Source organism: Brenneria roseae subsp. roseae (assembly GCF_003115845.1).
GTDB lineage: Bacteria > Pseudomonadota > Gammaproteobacteria > Enterobacterales > Enterobacteriaceae > Brenneria > Brenneria roseae.
This window is the reverse complement of sequence record NZ_KZ819023.1, coordinates 200315-217562: the sequence shown is the minus strand read 5'-3', so window position 1 is coordinate 217562 and position 17248 is coordinate 200315. Positions and strand designations below refer to the sequence as shown.

Below are 17248 nucleotides of genomic sequence, written 5' to 3'. Positions count from 1 at the left end.
TGCAAAATTAAATACATTAATATCAATGCGTTAAAATATAATTTATTTTATCATCCATAAATCCTCACAGAAATATTGACAACTCTTTTTGTTTAGATATAAATAGATATATCTAAAACAGCATAAGGAAATCACTATGCGCAAACATCACCATCAAGACGGACAGGATCAGAAAGAGGAAATGAAAGACCGGGGTAGCCGGACGGAAGGCAGAGGAAAAGGCCGGACAGAACACCGGGAACAGGAAGCCGGACGAGGTCAGAGACAGAGCCGCGGCCACGGTCGGCGCGGACACGGTGAAGAAGGGCATCGCGCTATGCATCACCGCCGCCAGCGCCTCTTTGCCCACGGCGAGCTTCGTCTGGTGGCGCTGGATCTGCTGGCGCAAAATCCCGGCCACGGTTATGAGTTGATCAAAGCCATTGAATCCCTGACGGATGGTCATTACGCCCCCAGTCCCGGCGTACTGTACCCGACGCTCGATTTCTTGCAGGAACAGAACCTGATCGTCATTACGGACGAACTTAACGGCCGGAAAAGCTTCGAAATCACCGATGACGGTCAGCGCTATCTTGAACAACGCCGCGAGGAGTTGCAGCAGATCCTTGAACGCATCAAATCGCACACCGCCGGTATGGAACTGCGTAAACACCCGGAGATGAAGCGAGCGCTGGATAACATCAAATCGGTGCTGGATATCAAGGTAAACCGTGAAGGTATCAATGAAGAAACGCTGAAGAAGATCATCGGCATCGTCGATAACGCCGCCGCGGAAATTGCTCAGATTGACTGATTTTTCCCTGACCTGACGTCAGGCTATTACGCCTCCGCCGCCCAATGCCGACCGCTTGATCATCGGTTATTCGGTCAGGTGGATAGAGAAAAAGGGTTCATGTCATTTATGAAGACGGTCAACCCTTTTCTCAAAGCAAAACAGGGAACAACCAACGTGTAGCGGTATTGCGGGCAGCTATCTGGCATCCATAAGGTACTGAGCCTTGAGATCCGCCCCGCTCATCGGTTTACCAAAATACCAGCCTTGCCCAATCGCATCCGTACAATGCTCGCCGACATAGATGGCCTGTTCACGGGTCTCGATACCTTCAACCACCACCATGGCATTAAACATCGCCATCATGTCAAAGAGGTGATCAACCATCTGCGCATTCACAGAATCCGTGCCAATTGCCTCTGTAAACATCCGGTCTATCTTAATCACATCGAAAGGCATCACGGCAAGGTAGGACAAATTGGAATAACCGGTGCCGAAATCATCCAGCGCCACCCTGTACCCGGCATCATGCAAGGCGGTGAGCCTTTCGGACATCAGGGTATGATTTGCCGTCGAACGCTCCGTTATTTCCAGCATAATCTGTTCTCTGGCAATGCCGAATCGCTGTAGGAGTTCGGCAAGGTAGGGCTGAAAATCAGGATCCAATACATCGCTAATATCAAGGTTAATGCTGAGGTGAAAGGTTTTATTCCTGATCAGGAAATCCCGAAACTCTTCCAACGCCATACGGGTTACCTGACGGGTAATTTGCCCGATAATGCCCAGCTTTTCAGCTTCCGGTATGAACACATCCGGCGGAATCTCTTCTCCTTTCCGATTTATCCATCGGACCAGAACTTCGGCACCGACCATTTTGTCATCACGCAAACAAACAAGGGGTTGATATCTAACGTATAACTGTTTATCACGTACCGCGCTCTGAAGCTGTTTGCTGAACGATTTGTTCTGCTCGATAAGCAAAATCACCGTCAGAGATAAGGCCCCGCTCAATAATCCGCCCAATAGCGCAATGGCCACACCGATATAAAACGGCAGAGAAAAGAGCCCTGATGCATGAAGACGCACATAGGCGCAGATGTTATAAAGTTTACTGCACTGATATCCCAGCCGGTACTGTTGGTACCATGCACTGCTCTGTCGGGAATATTCCCCTTTTACGCCAAATGACTGGTAAATGTGACGATCGTCTGCCGTGGTAAGCAAAGCGCTATAGCCGGGAATAGAAAGGGATACGCTGTGAAAAGCATCGGGGGATGTGAAGACGATAATGTCGTTCTGGCTGGCGATATCCGTTGCGATTCTGGCGTCAAGCAATCCTTTCACCGCTCGCCAAAGCCGGGTTTTGTTTTTTCCCACGAGATCCGGGGCCGGTAGCGCTACAGCAGACGTCAGGCGCCCGCGTCCGGCAGAGCAAACCAGTTTGTCATCATGCAGGCGGCCAATATCCAGCAGGTAACTATATTTGTAGACCAGAAAGCTAAGTTGAAACAGATCTTCATCAGTACAGGGAGCAGATGAAAGTTGCCTGACCTCATTCATCGCCCGTTCGGACTGCATCGCTACGTTATTTGCACGCAGCATGAGCGAGTCAGAATAATCACGCAGTTTGCCTTGATCGATTTTTGCTATCACAAACTGGCAGAGCAGTAACATACACAGCGCGCCGAGCGCGATATTAAAAACCATGATAACTTTTGCTGTTCTGCTAATCGATTTCATTGCTGCTAGCTCCCTGCCTTAGTTAAAAAATCAGCTCCCTGACACCCATTAATCGGCATATTCACCGTTGAGTTTACCTTTTTATCGACAAGAAAAGATGATCACCATCGATATATGGTAACAACCATATAATCACACAATATAACTACTGTAAAACAGTCCTAAAAGATAAAATATCAGGTGTATTAAAGTTAAGGTGTGGATTCCACAAGGATTAGCGCAGCAAAACAGGTAAAAAAACCATTCAGCAATTTCATTTAAACTATCAGGACAATGATATTTTCTGGATATAAAAAGAGCGTGCGGCCGTTTCCGCCGGCAGGTAACCTATAACGGCGAATAATCACGATGCTATAGCCGTTTTCATTATTCTATTCTGAGAGTACGGGGCTGGTATATTGCAGTCCACCGTCAGGAAGTGGACCGCAAAAATGGGTTACTTACCGCTTTGCGCGGCTGGGGTTCCTTCCGCTTCGGTTATCGGAGCCGGGTCGCTTTGCGCTGGCGTTTCCTCCCGCTTGATACTCTCCTTAATCGCCTGCGTTTGCGCTTGCGCGTCTGCCGAAAGCGCGTGTGCGTCGCTAATGGCCGTGTCTTTTATATCCTTTGCCTGCTCCACAATCTGACCGCTTTTTTCCTCTGCCTGGCTTTTAATGCTCTCGGCCTGCGCTTTGGCTTCGTTAGTGATGGCATCTGCGCGCTGGGCCGTATCATTTTTAATCGCGTCAGCCTGCGATTGCAGTTGGTCGATTTGCTCTGAGGCTTCTTTTTTCAATTCATCGGCTTTTTGCCGGGCCGAATCGGTAATTTGATCAGCTTTGCTGTCGGCGGCTTCTTTGATTTGCTGCGCGTTATCTTTCGCTTTGTCCAGCTGTGCATCTACTTTAGATGAATCGTCACAGCCGGCGATGGCTAATCCGAGCAGCGAAGCCAGAAGGAGTTTATTCCATATTTTCATGAGCAATATTCCTGCTTGATATTCGTGTTAAAAACAGATAATGCAATAATCGTATTACACAAAAATAATAGTCCATATTTTAATACTGACAGTGTTTTTCGCCACTCAATGCCACTATCGGAAAAAACGTTGTTCTCTGGAAATGCCGGTTATAATTCCGGGTCGGATTCAACGCCCTTCAATTCACCCGCCGCCGAATAAGGTACGGGCGTGGCAAATATCTACTCATTGCCGGATTTCTACGTACTGGCTGAAGCAGATACACATTAAAGGCACACCTTTTCATTCTTAATAAGAATATTTTACATTTACGTTACCCTGAAAACGGTAATAAATCAGGGGGGTATTTCTTTTGCTTTTCTCCATAAATTTATTAGTTCGACGACGCTCTGGCGGCAGGATTACCGCTAACGGTAATGATTATTATTTGCAAGTCAGCCACAGGCTTCTATCATAGAGATCTGCACGACTGCGATGGTGAGATTGCCGATGACCGAGAAAATCCTGGAAACGCCCTGTTGTATCGTCGGCGGTGGCCCGGCCGGGCTGATGCTCGGCTACCTGCTGGCTCGCGCGGGCATCTCCGTCGTGGTGATAGAGAAACACGCCGATTTTTTACGTGATTTTCGTGGCGACACCATCCATCCCTCAACGCTGGAAATCATGGCGTATCTTGGGCTTCTGACGTCTTTTCTGCGTCTGCCGCACCAGCAGGTAGAAACGCTTGTCGGGGAATTTAATGGCAAGAAGATCACGATGGCGGACTTCCGACGCCTGCGGTGCCGCTGTCGGTTTATGGCGCTGATGCCGCAGTGGGACTTCCTCAATTTTCTTGCCGAACAGGGGCAAACGCTACCGGGATTCCAACTGTTGCGATCCACTCAGGCCATAGGGCTGCGCCAGGAAAATGGGCGAGTGAATGGCGTGGAAGCACGGGATGCCAGGGGCGACAGACTGCTGATTCGCACCGGTTTGGTGGTAGGTACCGATGGTCGGCAATCGGTCGTACGTCAGGCCGCGGGCTTGACCAGCCAAAGTTTTGGTATGCCCCGGGATGTATTGTGGATGAAACTGCCCAAAGCGGTCGGCGACGACAACTGGACCAGCGGCCACGGCGGCCCCAAAAACAACGTTATCATGTTGGACCGGGGCGATTACTGGCAATGCGGCTACAGCATCACTAAAGGTACCCTTCCCCATCTTAAACAACAGGGTTTACCCTCACTGCTGCAACAGATTTCAGCGGTGCTACCTATCAGTGCCGAACGGCTAGCGGCGGCAGTACCCGATTGGGAGCATGTCAAACTGCTGGATATTCGTATCGACCGGTTGGATCGCTGGGCCGCCGCAGGCGTGTTGTGCATCGGTGACGCGGCTCACGCCATGTCCCCCATCGGCGGAGTCGGCGTCAATCTGGCGATTCAGGATGCGGTAGCCGCCGCCAATATTCTGGCCACGCCTCTGGCGCATGGCCCCGTCAGCCTGAATATCCTGAATCGTGTACAGCGTCGACGTGAATTTCCTACCCGCGCCACCCAACGTCTGCAAATTATGATGACCGGCAAAGGAAAAGATACTTCACGCGCGGCCAAACGGCGTCCACCCGCATTAGTGATGTGGCTGATCCGCCAGCCCTGGCTACCGCGTTTAACGGGCCGCATTATTGGATTGGGATTCCGTCGCGAGCTCCCTCGCCTGCCGCGCCGATCCTAGTATACGGCCGCGTCACCGGGATATAAGCTGAAATCACCGTATTCGGACAAACATTCACCACTTAGCAAGAGAATCTTGATAAAGGGCTTGTCATAACCGCCGAGCGAGGCCATAATGATGCCCATTCCAGATGCTGGAATGAAAGAAGTGATTTAAAATCAAAATGTTAGTTCATAAATGATCTATTGCCGGAACTGACATGCCCTGTACGACCGTAGCTCAGTTGGTTAGAGCACCACCTTGACATGGTGGGGGTCGGTGGTTCGAGTCCACTCGGTCGTACCAATTCAAATTCCGCAGATACCTTTAACGTCTGTAGGTCATTGAAAATGAGGTGAAAGCCTCCTCCTCTCGCGTTCCAGTGAAATCCATCCGGTTCCACAACTTTCAAGTCCATTTTCAATACCGGTAAGTTCAAGTCACAGCGCATTTATCCAGCGATTATCGTCTATTCCGTATCTGTCATCAGCATGTAAACCGCGATCGCAGCCAATGAGTAAAAACGCTGACGGCGCGCGGCACCTGCGCGGCATAAGGACGCACGATCCATATTTTGTCGGCGAATGCCTCGACAATTTGCCAGTCCGGCAATACTTCCCGCAGCGTGCCTGCCGCGATAGCCGTGTGTGCGCTGAAATCCGGCAGCATGGCAATGCCCAGACCGCTCAATGCCGCATCCCGGATAGATTCACTGTTATTCGTGGCAAAGGGGCCTTTCACATCCACGGTTAGCGCCTCGCCGCCCGACGGGCGATGCACAAAACGCCAGCGAGGCAGTTCGGTGCCGCGCGGATAATACAGACAATCATACGCCGTCAGTTCCATCGGATGAGCGGGGACACCCCGCGCGTCAAGGTATTCAGGCGATGCAACCAGCAACGCCCGCGTCTCGCACAACGGCAACGCGACATGCGTTTCGGGCAAATGGTTGCTGTGACGGATAGCGAGATCGAATCCCTCGCTGGTTAGCGACACTATCCTGTCCGATACCTCAAGCTGAATGCGTACCTGTGGATACGCCCGCAAAAACACACTGATATTTGGAACCAGCTGTTGACGCGCAAAGGCCACGGGCGAGGTAATGCGAATCAGTCCGCGCACCGGGCCGCTGTCATCGCGTACGGCAAAAAAGCTCTGCTCAATCTGCGCGAACGGTTCCTGTAACTCTGCCACCAGCTTTTCTCCCGCGCGGGTCAAACGCACGCTGCGCGTGGTGCGCTGAACCAGAGCGACGCCGGCCAGCGTTTCCAACTCTTTGATCTTTTGGCTCATTGCCGCCTTACTCACTTCCAATCGTTCCGCGGCACGGGTAAAACTCCGCTGTTCGGCCAATACCGTCAGCCAATACAGGTGCATCCATAGTGCGTTTGTTTTGATGTTTTTCATGATGATTGTTCAAAATAGAAAATAATCTTTTCAACTATAGCGCTTTTTCTCTGCGCATCAACAAGCCAGAATGTTCCCCAGAGCAATACTTAATCCCACACATTGACGGAGACACATTATGCCATTACTGCAATTTGATGTTATTGAAGGCCGCTCCGCGTCCGAGATGAAAACCCTGCTGGATACTGCGCACCGTGTCGTGTTGCAAGCCTTCCAGGTTCCAGAACGCGACCGCTATCAGATTGTTCACGAAAACAAACCTCAGCATATGGTTTTTCAGGATACCGGCCTGGGTTTTACGCGCACGGACAAGCTGGTCATGGTGCGGGTTTACACCAGCCCGCGTAGTGACGAACAGAAGCAGTTTTTTATGAAAACGCTGGCGCATGAGTTCAATACGCATTGCGGAATCGACGGCAGCGATCTGATGATGACCTTTATCACCAACCATAAAGGCGACTGGAGCTTCGGCGACGGCGAGGCGCAATATTTGACAGGGGCATTGTAATACCACTACCGTTTATTACACGTCCCCCCTCCCCCCCCCACACAATAACGAGCAACTCCAGCCTTGACCGAATGGGAACGGATTCCTGTCACTCGCGGATGCGCTATACAAAGTCGAAGTATAGGGCATACACTCTGATAGGATATAACCCCATCATGCATAGGAGAATGAAGGATCTGTATATTGATTGTCGAAACGAGCGATAAATCTGAATGCGAATATTGCCCATGATGACAAGAGTAAATTCGGGTTCACCCTAAAGCCGGATTGAACGATTTGGATTGGAAACGCTTTGTAATCATTACTTATGTGAGGATGCTTGTGAGTCAGCTTTTTCCCCCAGTTAACAAAACGCTCCCTTTGCCTTTAGTCATGCAAGTCGTCAACACCTTGCGCACCGCCATCGCCAGCAAGCAACTGCCTGGCGGACAGCGGTTGCCGTCAGTACGCCGTGGCGCCAGCTTATTTTCCGTCAGTAACTCCACGATGGTGCAAGCCTATGAACAATTAGTTGCTGAAGGCTGGATAACGGCGCGTCCTGGCTCGGGTTTTTACGTCACCGAATCCGGAATAAGCGAAACCCGGGTGGTCACGACCAATGAAAACTATGCCATAAACCCCGTTAATGATTACTGGTTATTGTCCAGCATCTATGTTTCCTCACCTGAATATCGCCAACTGAGCTGCGGATGGTTACCGGACGATTGGTATCAACAGGACATCCTGGCGAAAGCGCTGAGAACCGTGTCGCGCCAGAATCTGAGCGATTCAGGCTATGGCGAATCCTGGGGATATCTCCCGCTACGCCAGCATCTGGCCGTCACGCTACCGGAAAATATTCAACCGGTCAGCCCGGAGAATATCCTGCTGACGCAAGGCGCCAGTAAGGCATTGGACATTGTTTCCATGGCCTTACTGAACCGTGGCGATAGCGTATTGGTGGATGAGCCCGCCTATTGTAACTTCCTCACGTCGCTCATGTTGCGCGGTATCCGTCCTATCGGCATTCCCTGGACGTCTCAGGGGCCGGATATGGATCATATGGCGGAAGTGCTGCGCCGGGAAAAACCACGGCTGTATATCACCAATCCCTGGTTTCAGAATCCGACCGGCGCCTGCCTGTCGCTTGGCATGGCCCACAAGATATTATCTTTAATGGAGCAATACGATATCCATGTGGTAGAGGACAATGTCTCAGGAGATCTGATGCCGCAAGACGCGGTATCGTTACTGTCAATGGGCGGCATGAAGCGCGTTACGCAAATTCGCAGTTTTTCCAAAACCCTCTCCCCGACCCTGCGGGTCGGATACGTGATTGGCAATACGGAGCTGATTGAAAGATTAATCGTGTTTAAAATGATGTCCGGGCTGACCAGTTCAGAACTGACCGAGCGCGTTATCCTGTCCGTATTACAAGATGGGCAATATCATAAATACCGTACCCGGTTACGAACGCGTTTAGCCCAGGCCCAAACCAGCGCCGGCCAGTTTTTTCAGACTATCGGCTGGCAACTTCATACCCAGGCCGTCAATGGTTTTTATCTGTATGCCTGCCCGACGAAAAATGCCACGGACGCTTTGAAGCTGGCGGAAATCGCACGACAACATAAATTGTTTTTAGCGCCGGGAACATTATTTCATCCTCATCGCTGCGCCAGTCCGTGGATTCGCTTTAACGTGGCTTTTTTACAACGTTACCAAAATGAATTTCTTCATTTTCTGGATGAAAATAAAATGAAAACATAAATTTCATTTTAAATAAAATTAGATAAAATATTTCAAAACCGTCTCCTTTTATGCATTTTCCCTTATTTTTACCCAGCGCATTCTGAGGAGACAATAAAATGTCTATGTCGTCACTAAAATATTCTACCGTGACCTATACAGTTAATTAATTAAAACATTAGCCTGACTAATCCATATATAATCAATTGTTTTTTATGGTTTTTATTACACCAACTGTATTATTTTCAAAACAATACAGTTTATTTTTATGCAATAAAACTGTATCTGGTCAGTATGTACACCGCTCCCTAAACTAATCAACGTGAGTCGCTTAATCTCCTGTTGCCTAATAATCATTAATACAGGCTTTTTATTTACAACAGGAGGTTGCATATCGCCTATCACTGATGGTGCGCTGGATTAGAGACAGATGAAATATCCGTGTCTGATGCATTCAGCCTAGTATCTTCATATCCCTACAAACTGATTTATTCGATGCTGGAGTAAATAATGTCACACTTAGCTCAACAGCAGGAAAACATAAAAAAGAGCAAACACATACGATATCACATCATTCTGATGCTGTTTATCGTGACCGCGATTAACTATGGCGATCGTGCGGTACTGGCTATCGCCGGTTCACCGATGGCCGATGAATTAAACATTGACTCAATCACCATGGGGTACATTTTTTCCGCCTTTGCCTGGGCCTATGTCATCGGTCAAATACCCGGCGGCTGGCTGTTGGATCGCTACGGCGCCAAACGTGTTTATTTCGCCAGTATCTTTTTCTGGTCGCTCTTTACCCTGCTGCAAGGATTTATTTTTCTGTTCCACGGCATCACGGTATTCGGCGGCGTATCGCTGGCCGTGGTCTTGCTTTTCACGCTGCGCTTTATTGTTGGTCTGGCGGAATGCCCGGCGTTCCCCGGCAACAGTAAAATCGTTTCCTCATGGTTTCCACAAAAAGAGCGCGCTACGGCGTCGGCTATCTTTAATTCCGCGCAATATTTCGCCACCGCGTTTTTCGCGCCGATTATGGGATGGCTGGTTCACATCACAGACTGGCACAGCCCGTTCATCTTCATGGGCGCGCTCGGCATCATCATCAGCCTGGTGTGGCTGCGGGTAATTTATCCGCCGGTGCATCACCCGCGCCTCAGCAAAGAAGAACTGGACTATATGCGTGAAGGCGGCGCGTTGGTCGATCTGGATTCGAAGCAGAAACCGGCGGTGGTCGATAAGGCAGTTGAACCGGCGCCGGACGTACCGAAAGTCACGATCGGCATGCTGTTGTCGCAGCGTTTGCTGGTCGGTGTTTATCTCGGGCAGTACTGTATCTCGACGTTGACCTGGTTCTTCATTTCCTGGTTCCCCATCTATCTGGTGAAAGAACGCGGCCTGACGATACTTAACGCCGGTTTCGCGGCCTCATTGCCTGCCATTTGCGGTTTTGTCGGCGGGATTTTAGGCGGCGTGATATCCGACGCCCTGTTAAAACGCGGCTACTCGCTGTCTCTCGCCCGCAAGACGCCGATTATTCTGGGCATGATCTGCTCCATGTCCATGGTGTTGTGTAACTACACCGATTCTATCGGACTGGTGATTTTCCTGATGTCCTTCTCGTTCTTCGGCAAAGGCGTCGGTGCGCTGGGTTGGGCGGTCGTCGCCGATACCTCGCCGAAAGAAGCTATCGGCCTGAGCGGCGGAGTGTTCAACACCATCGGCAATATCGCCGGTATCGTGACGCCGATCGTTATCGGCTACATCGTGGCGACAAGCGGTTCGTTCGGCGGCGCGTTGCTGTACGTTTCCGTCTTCGCCGCCCTGGCCATCTTCTGTTACCTGTTCCTGGTGGGAGAGATCAAGCGCGTAGATTTTTCGGCCAAGCAATAACCTAATGAGAACATGTTTTCTAATAATAACTGGAGGCAACCATGTGCGCACAAATCAAAAAAACGCCTGAAACACTGAGAAGTTATCGCTGGTATGGCGCGCCGGTATTCCGCTCACTGGGACATCGCGCCCGTATGGCCCAGCAAGGTTACGCCCGTGAAGATTATATGGGAAAACCGGTGATTGCGATTGTCAATACCTGGAGCGAGATCAACCCATGTCACACGCATTTCAAAGAACGTGCCGAGCAAGTCAAGCGCGGCATTCTTCAGGCCGGCGGCTTTCCGATTGAACTACCGGCCATGTCGCTGGGCGAGCCTTATGTCAGACCGGCGGCCATGCTCTATCGTAATCTGCTGGCTATCGAAACCGAGGAACTGCTGCGATCCCACCCGATTGACGGCGCGGTACTGATGGGCGGCTGTGATAAAACCACGCCCGGCCTGATCATGGGTGCCATCTCCATGAATATTCCGGCTATTTATGTGCCGGCCGGGCCGTCGCTGCGCGGCGACAATAAAGGGAAATTTCTCGGCTCGGGCACCGACCTGTTCGCCTCCTGGTACAAATATAAAGCCGGCGAGTATAGCGAAGAGCAATTGGAAGAGGTGGAAAACGGCATCTCCCGTTCGGCCGGAACCTGTATGACCATGGGCACCGCGCCCACCATGATGAGCATCGCCGACGCACTGGGCTTCTGTTTTACCGGCGCGTCATCCATTGTGGCGCCGGATTCGCGCCATGCCATCATGGCCGAACGCACCGGGCGCCGCATCGTCGAAATGGTCTGGGAAGATCTCAAACCCTCGGATTTCCTGTGCCCCGCCTCCTTCGATAACGCCATTACCACCGCGTTGGCGCTCGGCGGCTCCACCAATGCCGTGATCCATGTGATCGCCATGGCGCGCCGGGCCGGCATCCCCCTCACCGTGGATCGTTTCGATGAGCTGTCGCAGAAAGTGCCCCATCTGGCCAATATTCGCCCCGCCGGGAAATACCTGATGGAGGATTTCTATTACGCCGGCGGCCTGCGGGCCTTGCTCAACCGGCTGGGAACGCTGATTGACGGCTCGCCGATGACGGTGAACGGCAAAACGCTGGGAGAAAATTTCGCCGATGCGGAAGTGTACAACGACGATGTGATTCTGCCGCTGGAGAAACCGCTGGGCGAACTGGGCAGTCTGGTGATCCTGCGCGGCAATCTGGCGCCCAACAGCGCGGTATTGAAGATCCACGCGGCCGATCCGCGACTGCATGAGCACGTCGGCCGGGCGGTTGTCTTCAACAACGTGGAAGATCTGCAAAAACGCATTGACGACCCGGATCTTGACGTGGATGAGAACTCCGTACTGGTGCTGAAGAACGCCGGACCGTTGGGCGCTCCCGGCTTTCCGGAATGGGGACAGATCCCGATCCCGAAAAAACTGCTGGAACGGGGGATCCGCGACATGGTGCGCCTGTCCGATGCGCGCATGAGCGGCACCAGTTTTGGCTCCTGCGTGGTGCATATCGCGCCCGAATCTTTCGTCGGCGGGCCGCTGGCGCTGGTGCACGATGGCGACAACGTTGAGTTAAGCGTGTCGAAACGCCAGCTTAATTTACTGATCCCCGAAGAAGAAATGGAACAGCGCCGTCAGGCGTGGACGCCGCCGCAGCCTTATTACCCGCGCGGCTATGGCCGGCTATTCGCCGAACATGTCAGTCAGGCGGACGATGGCTGCGATTTTGATTTCCTGCAAACCGTGCCGGGTGAACAAGGCTTGATTCCTGAACCGCCGATTCAGTAATCGCCCAACCGGGGTTGACGCCTGAATACCGCCAGGCGTCAAGGCAAGAAAAGACGCGGTGGTGAAAGAAATCCGCCGTTTTAATCCGCGTTATTTATTTCTCCATGAACCGAAAGAGAGAGGAAATGCTGTAATGGAAAGAATCCAACATTTTATCAATGGGAAAGAGGTGGAAGGCGAGCAGGACGGACAACAGCCGGTATATAACCCTGCGCTCGGCGAAGTCGTGGCTCAGGTGGCGTTGGCGCGTCCGGCGACCGTTGATCTCGCCGTCGAAGCCGCCGCCGCCGCGTTTGACGGCTGGTCGTCTCAGTCCGCGCTGCGCCGTGCCAGAGTTCTGTTTCGTTTCAAAGAATTGCTGGAAAAACATAGTAAAGAGCTGGCGCAAATCATCACCCGTGAACACGGCAAAGTGCTGTCCGACGCGATGGGCGAAATCACTCGCGGTATCGAAGTGGTGGAGTTTGCCTGCGGCGCGCCCAGCCTGTTGCAAAGTTCATTCTCTGACAATATCGGCGGCAATATCGATAACTGGAACTTGCGTCAGGCGCTTGGCGTGTGCGTCGGCATCACGCCGTTCAATTTCCCGATCATGGTGCCGCTGTGGATGATCCCGATGGCGTTGGCGACCGGCAATACGTTCGTGCTGAAGCCGTCTGAACGCGATCCGTCCGTCAGCCTGATGCTGGCCCGCCTGCTTAAGGAAGCCGGATTGCCGGACGGCGTTTTCAATGTGGTGCAAGGCGGCAAAGACGCCGTGGATCGCCTGTTGACGCATCCTAAAGTGGAGGCCGTTTCCTTTGTCGGTTCAACGCCGATCGCCGAATACATTCACCGCCAGGCCAGCCAGCATGGCAAGCGCGTGCAGGCGCTAGGCGGCGCCAAGAACCATATTACCGTTATGCCTGACGCCGACCTTGATCAGGCGGCGGATGCGCTGATCGGCGCGGCATATGGCGCGGCGGGAGAACGCTGCATGTCCTGTTCGGTCGCCGTGGCGGTAGGTTCCGTCGGCGACGAACTGGTGGCGAAGCTGCTGCCGCGGATTGAGAAGCTGCGAGTGCGCAAGGGGACGGATAGCGAGGCCGATATGGGGCCGCTGGTTACCGCGGAACATCAGGCACGCGTGACCCAATACATTGATAAAGGGACGGAAGAAGGCGCCAGGCTGCTGGTGGACGGCCGTAATTTCCGCGTCCCGGGCGCGGAAAATGGCTATTTCGTCGGCGCGACGCTGTTTGATGACGTCACGCCGGAAATGACCATCTATCGCGAGGAGATCTTCGGACCGGTGCTGTCTATCGTCCGGGTAACGACATTTGCAGAGGCGGTTGAGCTGACCAATGCCCATGAGTTCGGCAACGGCGCCGTCTGCTTTACGCGTGACGGCGGTATCGCCCGCACCTTCGCCCGCACGATCAAAGCCGGCATGGTTGGCATTAATGTTCCCGTCCCCGTTCCCATGGCCTGGCACTCCTTCGGCGGATGGAAACGTTCGCTGTTTGGCGAACATCACGCCTACGGCGAAGAAGCGATCCGTTTCTACACTCGTTACAAGAGCATTATGCAGCGTTGGCCGGACAGCATTGCGCAAGGTCCGGAATTCGCCATGCCGACGGCGAAATAGCCACACCACAAGCGGCTTTGTTTTTTAAAGCCGCTAATTACTGAGGATGAAAAATGAAAACGCCGCTCTTACCTAACCGCTTCCGTCAGGATTTGCAGCAACAAAAAACGCTTATCGGCTGCTGGTGCGGACTGGGAAATCCCACCACCACTGAAATACTGGGACTGGCCGGATTCGACTGGCTGGTGCTGGACGGCGAGCATTCGCCAAACGACGTGCTGTCGTTTATTCCGCAGCTGATGGCGCTGAAAGGTAGCCACAGCGCGCCGGTGGTGCGCCCGCCCTGCAATGAACCGGTGATTATCAAACGGTTGCTGGATATCGGTTTTTACAATTTCCTGATCCCGTTTGTGGAAACGGAAGAAGAAGCCGTGCGCGCCGTGGCGTCGACGCGTTATCCACCCGCCGGTATTCGCGGCGTGTCAGTAGGACACCGCAGCAATGCGTTCGGCACAGAACCCAACTACTTCGCCACGATTAACGACAACATCACCGTTCTGGTACAAATCGAGAGTCCGGAAGGCGTGGACAACCTGGATGCCATCGCCGCCGTGGCCGGGGTTGACGGCATTTTCGTCGGACCGGGCGATCTCTCCGCCGCATTGGGTTATCTGGGGCAACCGAATCATCCCGAAGTGCAAAAAGTGATCCGACATATTCTGGAACGCGCGGCGGCGCACGGCAAACCGAGCGGTATTCTGGCGCCGGTGGAGGCAGACGCCCGCCGCTATCTGGAGTGGGGAGCCCGCTTTGTCGCCGTCGGCAGCGATGTGGGGGTGTTCCGCGGCGCAACGCAGGCGCTGAGCGACAAGTTTAAAAAGTAATTCACGCAATCACGGCCTTTCAGGCCGTCAGACTGATGACAAAGTCCTGGCCTGCCGGCCAGGACTTTGTCATCAGTCTGAATAACTCGTTATTGTTGTTTCGTATTCATGAACCGGGCATCCACGTCTGAATGCCCATGTATCTGCCATAACATCCGCGGATTGTTATCGGGCAAGGTTCTCTTCAACAATATTGACTCCCCAGGCCGGCAAAACAAGCGACTGGTTTTTCTTCACGGGATTACCGCTCAGTAATTCTTTTCCATCTTCCCACAGGTACGTCACGTCCGTCGCCCCGGCAGAGTAATTAAACAAAAAATGCACCGCCTTACCCTGCCGATTCGTGCTATGCCGGACAATCAGCGGAAAGGCTAACTGCTGATCTTTTCCCCACAGCCCCGCATTTTTCAGCGCTTCCGCAATAATTTTTTCTACCATGACGTCTGTCGGCATGAAGCCGATATAGGTGACATCCCCCTTGCCATATCGGTTACGGGTCACGGCAGCATATTTACCCCAGACCGGGTGATCGTAACGTGCCAGCACTTTTGCCGTTGTCGGCTTGATCAGTTCCATCCACCAGCGCGCCTGATTTTCCTCCGGACCGACCTGATAAGGATTGTCTTTCAGGCCAACCTTTTCAGGGATCGTAACCTGGCTGTACTCAATCCCCGCCGCCTGAGAAATAATGCCGGGCTGCGGCGTTGACCGAACTTTGACATGCTGATCGGAAAAACCACTTTTGAAGGTATAAACGATGTGCCCGCCCTGCCTGACATAATCATTCAGGCGTTGCAATTCCTCATCGGAGGCCGAATATAATGCCGGCACCACCAGCATAGAATAACGATTAAGGTCGGTCGTTGATGAGTCGACAAAATCCGTTCCCACGTTCATGCGGTACAACGCATTGTAAAATGGCCGCAGAACATCGTTATATTCGATCGTGGACATCCAACCGAATTTAAACCAGTTAAACGCGGTAAGGGCCTGATTACTGAAATACAACGCCACCTTGTGGTCTTTTTTCAGATCCACCAACTGCGGGCTCAGCCGGGCAAAATCTGCGCCGATAGTCCTGGCTTCCTGATAAGTTTCATTCGGCTGAAAATCCTGACTCAGCAATCCGCGCCAGTATGTCTCTAGTGAATTTGCCGTTGTACTCCAATGCCAGTAAGCCACCATATTCGCTCCGGAAGCGATATGACTGAAAGCCTGTAGGCGTAATTGTCCCGGATACGGCGTCCATTCGGGAAAACCCTGAGCCTGAGTTTCAATAACATAGTAATTGTTCCCCTGCTTCATTGAACGGGCCAAATCACCGCCAAACGCGATTTCCTCTCCCGTAAGTTTATCCTGCGTGGGGTGATAGATATCCACACCGGCCACATCCAGATTCTTCGCCGCACTGAACTGATCTACCCGCGGCTGAATACCATAGGAATAGCCTCGCCAGTCCAAATCGAAGTTCTGAGTAACAAATTGATCCGGCCGTGCATACGCTTTCACCAGCTTAATCTGCCAATCGAGATACTCCGTAACCAACTGACGCTGGAATAATGAAAACTCAGAACCCATGCTGGCATTTACCGTTCCATCAACCGACAGCAAATCATCCCATTGATTGATGCGGTGGCTCCAATAGTCCATGCCAAAAGCAAGATTGAATGCCTTTAAATCCGGAAATTTCTGTTGCAGATGTTTGACGAACATCGCCTGTACATGACTGCCGCAGGTATCGTAATGTTTGGTTTCATTATCAACCTGATAGCCAATAACCGCGGGATGATCTTTCACGTGCGCCATGAGTTCGCGGATCACATTATCGGCATGGCGACGAAAATCAGGATTGGTGATATCCATATTCTGCCGGGGGCCGAATTTATATTGCCCTTTAGGCGTTATCGCCAGAATGTCCGGGTATTTTTTTACCAGCCAACTGGGTACCGCATAGGTTGGCGTCCCTACAATCACCTTGATTTCAGCCTTATTCATCGCATTCAACACCCGATCAATATGGCTGAAATCAAACACGCCCTCTTCAACTTCCAGTGAGCTCCAGGTGGATTCCGCGATACGCACCACATTGATACCCGCCGCGTTCATCATCCTGACGTCCTCATCAAGACGATCATAGGGCAGGTATTCGTCGTAATAAGCCACCCCATAAAGTAACCGATCGCCGACAGATCTATTCTCCTCTCTGCTCAGCGAGGGCGGCATTGCCCGCATAGGCTGTTTCATTTTTTATCTCCATAGGCCAGCGCCAGCCTGGTGTAGAAATCCTCCGGCGTAAACCGGGCATCAACGGC

General features: G+C 52.2%; 12 protein-coding genes and 1 tRNA gene. 9 read left to right on the top strand and 4 right to left on the bottom strand.

The genetic code is table 11. From position 1 onward, the window contains the following. The first annotated feature begins 136 nt into the window (after positions 1-136). Positions 137-793: a PadR family transcriptional regulator gene (locus DDT52_RS03290; protein ID WP_136155089.1), complete on the top strand. Its 657-nt coding sequence runs from the start codon at positions 137-139 to the stop codon at positions 791-793. Between the two features lie 177 nt (positions 794-970). Here DDT52_RS03290 and DDT52_RS03285 read toward each other — a convergent pair whose 3' ends face one another. Both DDT52_RS03285 and DDT52_RS03280 read right to left on the bottom strand, forming a co-directional pair. Then, entirely contained in the window at positions 971-2512 is a 1542-nt protein-coding gene (locus DDT52_RS03285; RefSeq protein ID WP_136155088.1) for an EAL domain-containing protein, read from the bottom strand. 436 nt (positions 2513-2948) lie between these two features. Continuing rightward, on the bottom strand, positions 2949-3470 hold the full coding sequence (locus DDT52_RS03280; RefSeq protein ID WP_136155087.1) for an E3 ubiquitin--protein ligase: 522 nt from the start codon (positions 3468-3470) through the stop codon (positions 2949-2951). 489 nt (positions 3471-3959) lie between these two features. On the opposite strand from DDT52_RS03280, the gene DDT52_RS03275 reads away from it, so the two are divergent. Together DDT52_RS03275 and DDT52_RS03270 are read left to right on the top strand one after the other, a co-directional pair. Beyond that, positions 3960-5183, top strand: a complete 1224-nt coding sequence (locus DDT52_RS03275) for an FAD-dependent oxidoreductase (RefSeq protein WP_136155086.1) — start codon at positions 3960-3962, stop codon at positions 5181-5183. A gap of 208 nt (positions 5184-5391) precedes the next feature. Continuing rightward, positions 5392-5468: transfer RNA gene (locus DDT52_RS03270), tRNA-Val, on the top strand. A gap of 180 nt (positions 5469-5648) precedes the next feature. Here DDT52_RS03270 and DDT52_RS03265 read toward each other — a convergent pair. After that, a complete protein-coding gene (locus DDT52_RS03265) occupies positions 5649-6569 on the bottom strand; it encodes a LysR family transcriptional regulator (RefSeq protein WP_136155085.1) in 921 nt (306 codons plus the stop codon). A 118-nt stretch (positions 6570-6687) separates the two neighbouring features. Here DDT52_RS03265 and DDT52_RS03260 point away from each other — a divergent pair, with 118 nt between their 5' ends. The 6 genes from DDT52_RS03260 (at position 6688) to garL (ending at position 14936) form a co-directional block, all read left to right on the top strand. Next, complete coding sequence (locus tag DDT52_RS03260) at positions 6688-7077, top strand: tautomerase family protein (RefSeq protein WP_136155084.1); 390 nt, start codon at positions 6688-6690, stop codon at positions 7075-7077. A gap of 321 nt (positions 7078-7398) precedes the next feature. Further along, positions 7399-8823 (top strand): aminotransferase-like domain-containing protein, encoded by a 1425-nt coding sequence (locus DDT52_RS03255; protein ID WP_168709724.1) that lies wholly within the window; start codon positions 7399-7401, stop codon positions 8821-8823. 489 nt (positions 8824-9312) lie between these two features. Continuing rightward, the gene (locus DDT52_RS03250; RefSeq protein WP_136155082.1) at positions 9313-10698 is read left to right on the top strand and encodes an MFS transporter; all 1386 of its coding nucleotides are present in this window, start codon (positions 9313-9315) and stop codon (positions 10696-10698) included. 41 nt (positions 10699-10739) lie between these two features. Further along, on the top strand, positions 10740-12485 hold the full coding sequence (gene araD, locus DDT52_RS03245; protein WP_136155081.1) for an L-arabinonate dehydratase: 1746 nt from the start codon (positions 10740-10742) through the stop codon (positions 12483-12485). A gap of 133 nt (positions 12486-12618) precedes the next feature. Further along, positions 12619-14112: a CoA-acylating methylmalonate-semialdehyde dehydrogenase gene (locus tag DDT52_RS03240; protein WP_136155080.1), complete on the top strand. Its 1494-nt coding sequence runs from the start codon at positions 12619-12621 to the stop codon at positions 14110-14112. Between the two features lie 53 nt (positions 14113-14165). Further along, positions 14166-14936 (top strand): 2-dehydro-3-deoxyglucarate aldolase, encoded by a 771-nt coding sequence (garL, locus tag DDT52_RS03235; RefSeq protein ID WP_136155079.1) that lies wholly within the window; start codon positions 14166-14168, stop codon positions 14934-14936. A 165-nt stretch (positions 14937-15101) separates the two neighbouring features. On the opposite strand, the gene DDT52_RS03230 is transcribed toward garL, so the two are convergent. Beyond that, positions 15102-17159 (bottom strand): beta-galactosidase, encoded by a 2058-nt coding sequence (locus DDT52_RS03230; protein WP_136155269.1) that lies wholly within the window; start codon positions 17157-17159, stop codon positions 15102-15104. Between the last annotated feature and the right edge of the window lie 89 nt (positions 17160-17248).

Coding starts and splice junctions, on each gene's coding strand:
- DDT52_RS03290 (WP_136155089.1), top strand. CDS start 137: ATGCGCAAACATCACCATCAAGACGGACAGGATCAGAAAGAGGAAATG.
- DDT52_RS03285 (WP_136155088.1), bottom strand. CDS start 2,512: ATGAAATCGATTAGCAGAACAGCAAAAGTTATCATGGTTTTTAATATC.
- DDT52_RS03280 (WP_136155087.1), bottom strand. CDS start 3,470: ATGAAAATATGGAATAAACTCCTTCTGGCTTCGCTGCTCGGATTAGCC.
- DDT52_RS03275 (WP_136155086.1), top strand. CDS start 3,960: ATGACCGAGAAAATCCTGGAAACGCCCTGTTGTATCGTCGGCGGTGGC.
- DDT52_RS03265 (WP_136155085.1), bottom strand. CDS start 6,569: ATGAAAAACATCAAAACAAACGCACTATGGATGCACCTGTATTGGCTG.
- DDT52_RS03260 (WP_136155084.1), top strand. CDS start 6,688: ATGCCATTACTGCAATTTGATGTTATTGAAGGCCGCTCCGCGTCCGAG.
- DDT52_RS03250 (WP_136155082.1), top strand. CDS start 9,313: ATGTCACACTTAGCTCAACAGCAGGAAAACATAAAAAAGAGCAAACAC.
- araD (WP_136155081.1), top strand. CDS start 10,740: ATGTGCGCACAAATCAAAAAAACGCCTGAAACACTGAGAAGTTATCGC.
- DDT52_RS03240 (WP_136155080.1), top strand. CDS start 12,619: ATGGAAAGAATCCAACATTTTATCAATGGGAAAGAGGTGGAAGGCGAG.
- garL (WP_136155079.1), top strand. CDS start 14,166: ATGAAAACGCCGCTCTTACCTAACCGCTTCCGTCAGGATTTGCAGCAA.
- DDT52_RS03230 (WP_136155269.1), bottom strand. CDS start 17,159: ATGCCGCCCTCGCTGAGCAGAGAGGAGAATAGATCTGTCGGCGATCGG.